The 12,643-nt window shown below is 52.3% G+C and carries 11 protein-coding genes; 6 read left to right on the top strand and 5 right to left on the bottom strand.

Annotated features, from left to right (window positions below):
• Nucleotides 1–285: 285 nt before the first annotated feature.
• From TH30_RS09025 to TH30_RS09005, 5 genes are all read left to right on the top strand, one after another.
• Nucleotides 286–1,308 carry an amino acid ABC transporter substrate-binding protein gene (locus TH30_RS09025; RefSeq protein ID WP_114097732.1) on the top strand — a complete coding sequence of 341 codons (1,023 nt, stop codon included), beginning with the start codon at nucleotides 286–288 and terminating at the stop codon, nucleotides 1,306–1,308.
• A 117-nt stretch (nucleotides 1,309–1,425) separates the two neighbouring features.
• A complete protein-coding gene (locus tag TH30_RS09020; protein ID WP_114097731.1) occupies nucleotides 1,426–2,622 on the top strand; it encodes an amino acid ABC transporter permease in 1,197 nt (398 codons plus the stop codon).
• Nucleotide 2,623: 1 nt separating this feature from the next.
• Entirely contained in the window at nucleotides 2,624–3,727 is a 1,104-nt protein-coding gene (locus tag TH30_RS09015) for an amino acid ABC transporter permease (RefSeq protein ID WP_114097730.1), read from the top strand.
• A 92-nt stretch (nucleotides 3,728–3,819) separates the two neighbouring features.
• Nucleotides 3,820–4,530 carry an amino acid ABC transporter ATP-binding protein gene (locus tag TH30_RS09010; protein WP_220150297.1) on the top strand — a complete coding sequence of 237 codons (711 nt, stop codon included), beginning with the start codon at nucleotides 3,820–3,822 and terminating at the stop codon, nucleotides 4,528–4,530.
• 213 nt (nucleotides 4,531–4,743) lie between these two features.
• Nucleotides 4,744–5,484, top strand: a complete 741-nt coding sequence (locus tag TH30_RS09005; RefSeq protein WP_258548661.1) for an ABC transporter ATP-binding protein — start codon at nucleotides 4,744–4,746, stop codon at nucleotides 5,482–5,484.
• Between the two features lie 31 nt (nucleotides 5,485–5,515).
• Here the strand turns inward: TH30_RS09005 and TH30_RS09000 are convergent, their stop codons facing one another.
• Both TH30_RS09000 and TH30_RS08995 read right to left on the bottom strand, forming a co-directional pair.
• Nucleotides 5,516–6,280: a DeoR/GlpR family DNA-binding transcription regulator gene (locus TH30_RS09000; RefSeq protein WP_114097727.1), complete on the bottom strand. Its 765-nt coding sequence runs from the start codon at nucleotides 6,278–6,280 to the stop codon at nucleotides 5,516–5,518.
• 111 nt (nucleotides 6,281–6,391) lie between these two features.
• Complete coding sequence (locus TH30_RS08995) at nucleotides 6,392–7,954, bottom strand: SLC13 family permease (RefSeq protein ID WP_114097726.1); 1,563 nt, start codon at nucleotides 7,952–7,954, stop codon at nucleotides 6,392–6,394.
• 305 nt (nucleotides 7,955–8,259) lie between these two features.
• Between TH30_RS08995 and TH30_RS08990 the strand changes: the two genes are divergently transcribed.
• Complete coding sequence (locus TH30_RS08990; protein WP_114097725.1) at nucleotides 8,260–9,855, top strand: GMC family oxidoreductase; 1,596 nt, start codon at nucleotides 8,260–8,262, stop codon at nucleotides 9,853–9,855.
• Between the two features lie 55 nt (nucleotides 9,856–9,910).
• Here TH30_RS08990 and deoA read toward each other — a convergent pair whose 3' ends face one another.
• Genes deoA through TH30_RS08975 form a run of 3 tightly spaced genes read right to left on the bottom strand, consistent with a single transcriptional unit; the run spans nucleotide 9,911 to nucleotide 12,527 of the window.
• The gene (gene deoA / locus TH30_RS08985; protein ID WP_114097724.1) at nucleotides 9,911–11,251 is read right to left on the bottom strand and encodes a thymidine phosphorylase; all 1,341 of its coding nucleotides are present in this window, start codon (nucleotides 11,249–11,251) and stop codon (nucleotides 9,911–9,913) included.
• A gap of 59 nt (nucleotides 11,252–11,310) precedes the next feature.
• Complete coding sequence (locus TH30_RS08980) at nucleotides 11,311–12,117, bottom strand: purine-nucleoside phosphorylase (protein WP_114097723.1); 807 nt, start codon at nucleotides 12,115–12,117, stop codon at nucleotides 11,311–11,313.
• Nucleotides 12,114–12,527, bottom strand: coding sequence for a cytidine deaminase (locus tag TH30_RS08975; RefSeq protein ID WP_114097722.1), 414 nt, complete (start codon nucleotides 12,525–12,527; stop codon nucleotides 12,114–12,116). The genes TH30_RS08980 and TH30_RS08975 overlap by 4 nt, the downstream gene beginning before the upstream one ends.
• Nucleotides 12,528–12,643 lie beyond the last annotated feature (116 nt).

The following is a 12,643-nucleotide window of genomic DNA, read 5'->3' as shown; positions in this document are numbered from 1 at the left end:
CCCAAAACCAGAACCGATTAAGACACTGATATAAAAACCAATTACGCTATCCATCACCTTGATGCGTTTCCATTTACAACGTTCACCTGATGGAAAAAATCGGCGATTTTCCTCAAAAAACAGCACCGGCCCGACCAGTCGAAAATTTTTCAGACTTGACACATAGCGGCCTAAAATTTCTTAATTTGGCAATCCAATCAATTTGGATTGATGGATATGCTTAATTGCGTATCCAGGGTGGCACAAAAGCTAAAAACAATGCTTTGCTAATAAGGGAGCTTTTCTATGAAAATCAAAACGATCCTCGCCGCGGGTGCAATGACTGTTGCAGCCGTCGCCGCACAGAATGCACAGGCTGGTGCCGTGCTTGACGGCGTCAAGGCGAAAGGTTTCGTTCAGTGTGGTGTGAACACCGGTCTTCCGGGTTTCTCCGCAGCAAATGCTGAAGGCAAGTGGGAAGGTATCGACGTTGATGTTTGCCGTGCGATTGCTGCCGCAGTCCTTGGCGATGCAAACAGCGTTCAGTACACCCCGCTGACCGCAGCACAGCGTTTCACGGCGCTGCAGTCCGGTGAAATCGACATCCTGTCGCGTAACACCACTGCAACCACCACGCGTGACGCGAAGCTCGGCCTGACCTTCGTCGGCATCAACTACTATGACGGTCAGGGCTTCCTGATTCCCAAAGCTCTCGGCGTGAACAGCGCTACCGAGCTTGACGGAGCAACCGTCTGCGTAGAGCCGGGCACCACCACCGAGCTGAACCTCGCTGATTACTTCCGCGCCAAAGGCATGAGCTTCGAGCCGGTCGTTATCGAAAACATCAACGAAGCAACCGCTGCCTTCTTCTCGGGCCGTTGCGACGTTTACACCACGGATGCTTCGGGTCTTGCTTCGATCCGTACCACCATGGCAGAAAACCCGGATGACTACGTCATTCTTCCGGAAATCATTTCCAAAGAGCCGCTTGGTCCGGTTGTTGCTCAGGGTGACGAGCAGTGGGCCGACATTTCTCGCTGGGCTCTGACTGCAATGGTCGAAGCTGAAGAATTCGGCGTCACCATGGCGAATGTTGACGATATGAAAGCAAACAGCACCAACCCGGGCATCCAGCGTCTGCTGGGCGTATCGCCGGGCATGGGTGAGGCTCTTGGTCTCGACGAAGAGTGGGCATACCGTATCGTCAAGAATGTTGGTAACTATGGCGAAAGCTATGAAAAGAACGTTACCGCCAAGCTTGGCCTCGAGCGTGGTCTGAACGCTCTGTGGACCGATGGTGGCCTGCAGTACGCATGGCCGGTTCGCTAATTCGTTAGCAACCGTTCCACTAAACCTACGAAGCTCCGCCCCACTGCCTGAACGCATGGGCGGAGCTTTTCGTTAGGTGCCTACTGATTTTGGATACAATCTACACCTGAGGGTCCTATGAGTAAGCCTCAACATACCCCGGGAGATGTTCGTTCCAAGAGCCTTGTCGACTATCTGAATGACGAGAACGTTCGCGCGGTGCTTTATCAAATCATCGCCATCGGTCTTATCATTCTGGCTGGCTGGTACCTGGTGTCCAACACCCTGTACAACCTTGAGCAACAAAACATCTCGACCGGTTACGGGTTCCTCGATCTTGAAGCTTCCTTCGAGATCAGTGAAAGCATGATCGAATACAGTGCCCAGAGCGACTACGCGACGGCACTGATGGTCGGTCTCCTGAACACCGTGAAAGTATCGGTTCTTGGTATCGTCCTTTGCACGATTATCGGAACCATTTTTGGCGTTGCACGCCTTTCGTCCAACTGGATCGTTCGCAAGCTGGCGACGGTATATGTTGAAACATTCCGTAACATCCCGGTTCTGCTTCAGCTGTTCTTCTGGTACGCGCTGATCCCCGGGGCATTCCCCCACCCGCGCGATGCGCTAGAGCCGCTCCCGGGTGTCCTGCTGACTTCGCGCGGCATGTATATGCCTGTGCCGGTTGCGGACAACGCATATACCCTGATGGGTGTTGCGGCGATTATCGCTCTGGTCGCTATCTATTTCATCAGGAAATGGGCTGTCAAACGCCAGGACGCGACAGGACAGACCTTCCCGATGCTCCTTGTGGGTCTTGGTATCTTTGTCGGTCTTGTGTTTCTTGCCTACCTTGCAGGCGGAGCTCCGACCGAGATGAGCATGCCGGAACTCAAGGGCTTCAACATTCGTGGTGGTTATAATATTTCGCCAGAATTTATGGCCGTTCTGATCGGCTTGACGGTTTACACGTCAACCTATGTGGCAGAAGTCGTACGCTCTGGCATTCAGGCCGTTCCAAACGGCCAGTGGGAGGCAGCGGACAGTCTTGGAATCAAGCGCTCTGTTGCCCTTCGCAAGGTTATTCTGCCGCAATCCATGCGTGTCGCCATTCCGCCACTGACAAACCAGTATCTGAACCTGACCAAAAACAGCTCGCTTGCCGTAGCTGTCGGTTACCCGGATCTGGTCTCAGTTTCCAACACAACCATGAACCAGACTGGTCAGGCAATTGAAGCGATTTCGATCTTCATGTCGATCTATCTTGGTTTGTCTTTGTTGACCTCGCTCTTTATGAACTGGTTCAACAAGAAAATGGCACTGGTGGAGAGGTAACATGTCAGAAAACGCAAAATTGCCTCCTCTTCCAACCGGGACTTTCAGCGAGCGAGCTGTTGCCTGGTCAAAGAAGAACCTTTTTGACGGATGGTTTAACACCCTTCTGACGCTGGGTGCCCTCGCCTTCATTCTTTGGCTTGTTCCGCCGCTGTTTAACTGGGCGGTTGTCAATGCAACACTGACACCAACGATCGAGGGGTGTGCAGAGGTTACCGGCGCTTGCTGGGGCTTTGTAAATGCCAACCTGCGTCTGATCCTGTTTGGCACCTATCCGTACGAAGAACAATGGCGGCCGGTACTTGCCATGATTGTTCTGATTGCAATCATTTGCGGTAGCCTGGGGGCCGTAAAATATCCCGGCCTTCGCAAATGGATTATCCCGATGTGGGTTGTCGGTGTTCCTGTTATCGGCGTCCTGATGTGGGGTGGTGTTCTTGGTCTTACCTATGTCCAGAACAGTTACTGGGGTGGCTTGCCGCTAACCCTGATCCTGTCGTCTATCGGCGTGATCTTTGCATTTCCATTGGGTTTGCTACTTGCGCTTGGCCGTCAGTCCAACATGCCCGCCATCAAGACTGTATCCGTTGTCTACATCGAAGTTATTCGCGGCGTACCGCTGATTACGGTCCTGTTTATGGCATCCGTCATGTTTCCGCTGTTTCTGCCGACGGGGGTAACCATCGACAAGCTGCTGCGTGCGCAGATCGGTATTATCCTGTTTACGGCGGCCTACCTTGCCGAGGTATTTCGTGGTGGTCTTCAGGCTGTCCCGCGCGGACAGTTCGAAGCAGGCGACAGCCTTGCACTGTCCTACTGGCAGTCCATGCGTCTGATCATCCTTCCGCAGGCATTGCGTCTGGTCATTCCGCCAACGGTGAATAGCTTCATCTCAATGTTCAAGGACACCACGCTGGTCGTGATTATCGGCCTGTTTGATTTCCTTGGAACGGTAAAGCTTGCACTTCGCAGTGATCCTGCATGGACCAAATACTACGTGGAAGGCTATGCCTTCGCCGCGGCAATATTCTTCCTGATCTGTTTCTCGATGGCGAAATACTCCGCCTATCTTGAAAAAGAGCTTCGCAAAGGCGAGCGCAGGTAAGGAACGAGGAGAAAACAATGACTGTAGCAACTGAAACCACTACCGGCGCTGTGCCTCCTCCGTCCAAGGAGGATGTCATCACCGTCAGCAAGATGAACAAATGGTATGGTAACTTCCATGTTCTGAAGGACATTGACCTGACTGTTCGCAAAGGTGAACGTATTGTCATCTGCGGCCCTTCAGGCTCTGGCAAGTCCACCCTCATTCGCACGATGAACCGCCTCGAGACCTATCAAAGCGGTGAAGTCTATGTTGACGGGATTTTGCTTGGCGATGATGTCAAAAACATTGAAGCCGTACGCCGAGAAGTTTGCATGGTGTTTCAGCACTTCAACCTTTTCCCGCACATGACTGTGCTTGAAAACCTGACTTTGGCACCGATCTGGGTTCGCAAGATGCCCAAGAAAGAAGCCAATGATCTGGCCATGCACTATCTTGAGCGTGTCAGGATTGCCGAACAGGCCCACAAATATCCGGGTCAGCTCTCCGGCGGCCAGCAGCAGCGTGTGGCAATCGCCCGCTCGCTCTGCATGCAGCCGAAAATCATGCTGTTTGATGAACCGACCTCGGCCCTTGATCCGGAAATGGTCAAGGAAGTTCTCGACGTAATGGTCGAGCTTGCCAAAGAAGGTATGACCATGCTTTGCGTAACCCATGAAATGGGCTTCGCCAAAGAGGTTGCTGATCGGGTTATCTTCATGGATGCAGGTCAGATCGTCGAAATGGCTGGTCCGCAGGAATTCTTCGACAATCCCAAAAGCGATCGTACCAAGCTGTTTCTCAGCCAGATCCTTTCGCACTAAGCGGATTTCACGAATTCAGCATATCTTGCAAAACGGCCCCGCTTGGGGCCGTTTTCATTTTTGTGAATTTGGCACTTGCCCCCTGCTCGGCAATTGCCGAAACTCAGCGCGAACTCGACCAAAAACGGAATGTAAATGACCCAAACTGCATCTTCTCAAACGGACAAGACTGCCTTTGTCAGGGTAAATAAACTCACCAAACGCTTCGGGAGAATGACTGCAGTCGACAGCGTTGACCTGAGTGTTGCCAAGGGTGAAACCATGGCAATCATCGGCCCGTCCGCTGCTGGAAAAAGCGTTCTCATGAAATGTCTGGTCGGGATTTACAGCGCAGATGAGGGTTCCATCTTTCTTGATGGTGACGATGTGAGCCGTGCAGATTCCCCTGCGCGTCCGGAGTGGGCCGCAAAAATCGGCATGCTGTTTCAGCACAATGCCCTTTTTGACAGCCTTACTGTTTGGGAAAACATCTGTTTCCGGCAAATCGAACTTGGCACCCTGAGCCGAAAGGCCGCAAAGGAACGTGCGACCGAGCTTTTGGGGCTTGTCGGTCTGGCCGAGGAAAGTGCAGACCTCACCCCTAATGATCTGTCTGGTGGCATGCAAAAGCGTGTTGGTATCGCCCGGGCAATTTCAAGCGATCCGGAGCTGCTTTTGCTCGACAATCCGACAGCGGGTCTTGATCCGGTTCTGTCGAACCATATCGAACTGATGATCTCAAAAATTGCGCAGCAACGCGGCACTACTGTCATTTCCATCACCAATGACATGCAGATCGCACGCACGCGCTATCAGAACCTGACAATGATGCATGATGGCAAGGTTTACTGGTCTGGCAAGACCAGTGACATTGATGATGCCCATAATGAACATCTGACCCAGATGCTTGATGGATCGTCACAAGGACCGATCACAATGCGTACCGGCAAGCGCGAAGATGGTGTTTACGCCTGAACGTAAACACGCTTGGCTTTCTGACTGCGCTTTAATTCGCGGTATAAACCGAAACGTCGGCTTCCCGGATCACGTCTGCCCAATTCGGCCCCGGATGACGGTCCGTGAACAATGCATCGATTTCCGACAAATGGCCCAACCGCACCATTGCCCGTCGACCAAACTTTGATGCATCGGTACACAGGAATGTCTGGCGGGCGTTGGAGATAATTGCCCGTGCCACACGGACTTCGCGGTAATCGAAATCCATCAAACTGCCATCTTCATCAACCCCGGAAATCCCGATGATTGCGTAATCAACCTTGAACTGGTTGATGAAATCAATTGTCGCTTCCCCTATGACCCCGAAGTCACGCTGGCGAACAACACCACCTGCAATAATGACCTCAAACCCCTGATTTGCGGCACAAATTTCTGCAACATGCAGGTTATTGGTAATGATCTTCAGGCTCTTATGCCCGGACAAGGCATGGGCGACTTCTTCATTCGTTGTACCGATATTGATAAAGAGCGAAGCGCCTTCCGGAATATGCTCGGCAACCAGCTTGGCGATCTCGCGCTTGCTCCCGAGATTAAGTACCTGGCGATCCTGATAGGCGGTGTTTTCGGTCGTGGAAACGCTGGCCGCCCCACCGTGATAGCGCGCAATCAGCCCCTCTTCTGCCATTTCGTTGATGTCACGACGGATGGTCTGCGGGGTAACGGAAAAATGGTCAGCAAGGGAATCAATTGTCATAAAGCTGTTGGACGCAACGAGTTCAAGTATCTCGCGACGGCGCCGATCCAGTTTTCCCATGCCGTTTTCTCCTGATTTTTCTGATTTTCATATTGGCGGGTAAATTTTCGTTACTGATCAAAATGCGTTCTATTGAACTGTTTGGCAAGAGTTGTCAGACATTTCTGGCAATTAGAAAGCAATCGGGACCAAAATCACGGCGAACAAAATAATAGCAATAAGCGCAATCACATTCATCAATGCACCGGCACGTACCATGTCTCCGATTGTCAAATATCCGCTGGCAAACACAATCGCGTTTGGAGGTGTGGCAACAGGAGACATAAATGCACAGCTTGCTGAAAGCGCTACCGGAACAGATAGAAGAACCGGATCTATCCCCTCGGCCAATGCATAGGTAGCGACAAGGGGCAGGAACGTCGCAACCGTAGCCGTGTTTGACGTCAGGTGACTGATCATAATGACAATCAGGGAAATCATTCCTATCTGGATAATAACGGGTAAATGAGGCAGAGCACCCGCCCTATTGGCCACCCAACTTGCAAGGCCCGTATCGTTGATTAACGCGCCAAGTGCCAACCCGCCTCCGACCAGTATCAGAACGCCCCAAGGCAATGCACGGGCGGCTTTCCAGCTTAAAATATACTGATTCTCGCGCGCATTTACCGGAATCGCAAATAATGCGATGGCAGCTGTTACCGCAATAGACGCATCACTTAGCAACAATGTCGGGAAAATGTTTGTGATCAGCGGCCGGACCAACCATAGAAGGGCTGTAACACAAAAAACTGTCGCAACATATTTCTCGCCGCGAGACATGGGACCAAGCGCGTCCATATCGCGTTGCAGTTCCTCGCAAACAGGTTCTGGCAAGGAATCGTCCAGTCGATAGACATAGCGGGTAAGAACCAGCCAGCACACGACTAACAGAATGCCAGCAAATGGTACGCCGATTAACATCCATTGCCCAAACCCGATCGAAACACCAAAGTTGCTATCAAGATATGCTGCCAACAATGCATTGGGTGGTGTCCCGATCAGCGTTCCAATGCCACCAATGCTGGCGCCGAATGCAATCCCGAAAAGCATTGAAAGTGCGAAGTTTCGAACTGATCGCGGTAATTTGACAGGTTCATCGCCTGCTTCAACAGCTTGAGAAGATGAGGAATCCTGAGTTTTATCGTGTTCTCGAAGCAAATTCACAAGTGAAAGCGCGATTGGCAGCATCATGGTCGCTGTTGCGGTATTGCTGACCCACATTGAAAGCACCGCCGTCGCAGCGATGACACCTCCGACCAGCGAAGATGGCTTAAAACCAACCTGCTTTAAAATCACCAGTGCGACACGTCGGTGCAAATTCCATCGTTCCATCGCAATGGCAATGACAAATCCGCCCAAAAACAAAAACAACAATGGGTTCGAGTAATGCAAAGTCACATCGTCAATTGTTGCCACCGAAAAACTCGGGGCAACAGCAACCGGAACCAATGCGGTTGCTGCTATCGGGATCGCTTCGCTCAACCACCAGATTGCCATCAATGCAGCAATTGCAGCTGTATGCCACGCAGCTGGCGCCATATCGTCCGGTGGTCCACTCAACACCATTGAAACAGCTGTCAAGATTCCGGCCCAGAACCCAAGCTGACGGCGAAGTGCACCAGGCCGTCGGGGAGATTCCGGATGTGCCCCGGTCGCAGAAATAGGCAAACGATCAAGCCATCGAAAACGGATCATCAATCAAGCTCGTGGTTGAGTCTGTGGACAGACGAGACTAATCAAGTTTTTCGATCTTAAACAACTGCTATTATATTGATTTTATTTGAATTATTCCAAAAATCAACAAAGGTATCTTTTTCCGCATGCCGGAATGGATACAACGCTTGATTATATTTTCAGACAGTCAAATCAATGGTAGCGTCACACCAAGAAACAAGACTCACAAGAAAAACCTTGGCTGCCACTCAGAGAGGAACCTTCCGTGAAACACAACCGCTACCGGGGAAACCGGTTCCATATTGTCCTCATTCAGGAAATGACACATGGACCGGTTTGATTACATCATCATTGGCGCAGGATCGGCCGGCTGTACGCTGGCAAACCGCCTGTCCGAGATGGAAGACGCAAATATTCTTCTGCTTGAAGCTGGCGGAAAAGATCGCAATCCCTGGATTCATATTCCGGTTGGCTACCTTTATTGCATTGGCAATCCCAAGGTTGACTGGTGTTTTAATACCGTCCGCGAACCGGGTTTGAACGGCCGGTCCCTTGGGTATCCGCGCGGCAAGGTTCTTGGCGGATGTTCGTCCATCAACGGCATGATCTATATGCGCGGTCAGGCCAATGACTATGATCAATGGCGCCAGTCCGGATGTACCAATTGGGGCTGGGACGATGTGCTGCCCTTCTTCAAGAAATCGGAGGACTACTATCGCGGTGCCGATGACCTGCATGGTGAAGGTGGCGAATGGCGGGTTGAACAGGCACGCGTACGCTGGGAAATCCTTGAGGCCTTTCAGGATGCTGCCGAACAGGCAGGCATTCCGAAGGTGCCGGATTTCAATCGTGGAACCAATGAAGGGTCATCCTATTTCGATGTAAACCAGAAGCGCGGCATTCGCTGGAACACATCCAAAGCATTTCTCCGCCCTGCCCTTGATCGTAAAAACCTTGAAGTTCGCACCAATGCCCATGTCCGGCGTCTGATCATTTCCGAAGGCCGGATAACCGGCGTTGAATATGAGCGCGAAGGTAATATCGAAACTGTTTATGCCAATCGTGAAACGGTGCTTTCAGCCGGTTCTGTCGGCTCCCCGCAAATTCTGGAGCTTTCCGGGATCGGACGCGGCGATGTCTTGCAGCAATATGGCATCGAACAGGTGCTTGATAACCCCCAAGTCGGCGAAAACCTTCAAGATCATTTGCAGTTGCGCTGTGCGTTCAAGGTAAGCAACATTCGCACCCTGAATGAAAAGGCAACCAGTCTGTTGGGCAAAGCCAGCATTGCTCTGGAATACCTGTTTAATCAGTCAGGCCCGATGTCCATGGCACCAAGTCAGCTGGGGATTTTCACCCGGTCTGATGCATCGTTTGAAACGCCGAACCTTCAATATCACGTCCAACCACTGTCACTTGAGAAATTTGGCGAGCCCGTCCACCCCTTCCCGGCTTTCACGGCAAGTGTCTGTAACCTGCGCCCGCAAAGCCGCGGTAGCATTCACATTACCAGCCCGGATCACACGCAACAGCCTGCGATTTCCCCGAACTATCTGTCAGCAGATGCAGATAAAAAGGTGGCAGCAGATTCAATTCGTCTGACGCGCAAGATCGCAGGCCAACCGGCCCTTGCTGCCTATGCGCCGGAAGAATTCAAACCTGGCCCATCCTATGACAGCGAAGAAGATTTGATCCGTGCGGCTGGCGATATCGGAACCACGATCTTCCACCCGGTCGGCACCTGCAGAATGGGGGCAGATGCGGCATCTGTGGTTGATCCAGAATTGCGACTGCGCGGTCTGGATGGTTTGCGCATTGCCGACGCGTCCATCATGCCGACCATTGTGTCAGGCAACACAAACTCGCCAACGATCATGATTGCGGAAAAAGCGGCTTCCATGATCAAGGCTGCTGCTCGCTAGAAGAAAGAAAGGCCGGGAAATTTCCCAGCCTTTCTTTTAACCCGATATCAAAGGATCACCCCTTTACACCGGCAACGATGCGTTCGCGCACAGCGGGTTCGGAGCCTGTTGGCGCGACCTCGCCCTCACCGATAACGATTGCTTCGCGCAGAAGGGCCGTCGCTTCTTCCAGCTGGGCCTGATCACGGGTATGGGCAATGCAAAGCGGTGTTTCAGCCGAAACCGGTTGCCCGACCTTGATAAAATCGGTGAAGCCGACTGCAAAATCGATCTTCTGATCAGCGCGCGTACGCCCACCTTTAAGGGCAACCAGAGCCAAGCCGACCTTGCGCGCATCCATCGAAACAACCCGACCAGTTTTGGCAGCCGTCACCGCATTGATCATTGGTGCTGCTTCAAGATAATTCGTGTTGTTTTCGACAAAGTCGGCCGGTCCGCCAAGGCTTGCGACCATTTTTGCAAAGACTTCTGCAGCCTTGCCGCTTTCAAGCGCAAGCGTTGCCTGACGAAGCCCGTCAGCCACATCGATAGCAACACCACTAACTGCAAGCATTTCTGCGGCAAGTGCCATTGTCACATCATAAACACGCTGTTCCTGATGTTTTCCGGTCAGGAAATCGATCGCTTCACGCATCTCAAGGGCATTGCCGACTGTATCGCCCAACACCTGCTCCATATCTGTCAGCAGGGCTACTGTCGGAACACCATTGCGCGTTGCCACTTCCGTAATACTTTGCGCCAGTTCGCGCGCACGATCATATTCGTTCATGAAGGCGCCCGAACCGAACTTGACGTCCATGACAAGTGAATCAAGGCCAGCCGCCAGCTTCTTGGAAAGGATCGATGCGGTAATCAGCGGTATGCTTTCGACCGTCGCTGTTACGTCGCGAATGCCATAGAACCGTTTGTCTGCCGGCGCAAGATCAGAGGTTTGCCCGATAATCGCGCAGCCAACTTCGCGGGTAACCTTGGCAAATTCTTCAAGTGTCGGCGTCGTGCGATAACCCGGGATCGAATCAAATTTATCAAGCGTTCCGCCTGTGTGGCCTAGGCCCCGTCCGGAAATCATTGGAACGAATGCGCCACACGCACCGACAATCGGACCAAGCATCAGACTGACCTTGTCACCGACGCCACCCGTGGAATGTTTGTCAACAACCGGCCCGTCAAGGCCAAGTGCCTTCCAATCAAGAACTGTACCACTGTCGCGCATATTACGAGTCAGCGCAGCCCGTTCGTCCATGGTCATTCCGTTAAAGAAAACGGCCATCGCAAGGGCAGCAACCTGCCCCTCGCTGATACTGTCATCAGTGATGCCTTTGACGAAAAACGCTATTTCAGCGTCTGTCAGAACTTCGCCTTCACGTTTGCGGCGAATGATTTCCTGCGGCAGCATTTGCTGTCTCCTGCACGCTTGTCGTTATGGGGTACCAAAACCGAAATTGAAAATCGGCTTTATGCAGAACCCGAGAAATACTGCAACAGGATCTTGATAAGATTGGAAGCACCTTCCTTGGACATATCAAGGGTCTGTTCATGGCTAAGCGGTGTTGGGCTCATGCCAGCAGCAAGGTTCGTGACATTTGAAATTGCCGCCACCTTGAAACCAAGACGACGGGCAAGGATATTTTCGGGTACGGTCGACATACCAACAGCGTCCGCCCCCAGAACCTTGAGTGCGCGAATTTCCGCAGGCGTCTCGAAGCTTGGCCCCGTGCACCAGCAATAAGTGCCTTCAAACAATTTAATACCAAGCTTTGCTGCGGTATCGTGCAACCCCGAACCGATTTCCGGATCATAGGGCATATCCATGCCAACGAACCTGTCATTGCCATGATAACCAATCAGCGGATTTGGCCCGAACAGGCTGATATGATCGGTAATCAGCATCAGGCTTCCCGGAACGGCTTCGGGGATCAATGACCCTGCCGCATTGGTCAGGATAAGTTTCTCGGCCCCAAGTTCACGCAGCGTTTCAAGCGGCTCCGCCATCAGGTCAGAGCGGCCATGCTCATAGAAATGCGCCCGCCCCTGCATCACAGCAACCGAAACACCACCGATCCGTCCCAGCACAAGTGTCCCGCCATGTCCAACAACAGTCGGACGTGGAAAGCCCGGCAGCTCCGCGTAGGAAATGCTAATGGCGTCACTTACCGCATCAACAACCCCGCCCAGACCACTGCCAAGAACCAGGGCAACCTCGGCCTTGAAACCCGGTGCCTTCGACGCAATGACGTCCAACGCAGCTTTTACATTGCTCATTTCAAATTCTCCGGTCCAAAGGAATGGGGAATAAGCTCTTCGCGTGTAAGAGTCAGTAGTGTCTTGCCAGCATCATTGATAATGAAAATGGTCGCATCACTGCCGGTAAACTCCCGGATCTTTTGTCGGCAACCACCACACGGCGTGCACGCCACATCGCCAAGACCGACAACGACTATCTCGTCGAACTTGGTTTCCCCCGAAAGAACCATGGCCGAAATCGCCCCCGCTTCGGCACAGACGCCTTCGGGATAGGCTGCGTTTTCAACGTTACAGCCTGCAATCACATTGCCCTCTGCCGTGCGCAAGGCAGCACCGACATGAAACCTGGAATATGGCGCATAAGCCTTGTCGCGTGCAGCCAGTGCTGCATCAATCAAGTCGCGCGGTGCCTGTTTCAGATCACCCATCTTCGTAATCCTGTCTCATAGTTTATGCGTGCCCCGATCCGGACACGCTATTCATCTGACATGTGGTAATGAAACGGCCTTTTGCCGTCATTAATCGCAAGAAGAAATGTCCGGTC

This window comes from Thalassospira profundimaris (assembly GCF_003326795.1).
GTDB classification, from domain to species: Bacteria; Pseudomonadota; Alphaproteobacteria; order Rhodospirillales; family Thalassospiraceae; genus Thalassospira; species Thalassospira profundimaris_C.
The sequence above is the reverse complement of the archived record's forward strand: the minus strand, read 5'-3'. Positions and strand labels throughout refer to the sequence as shown.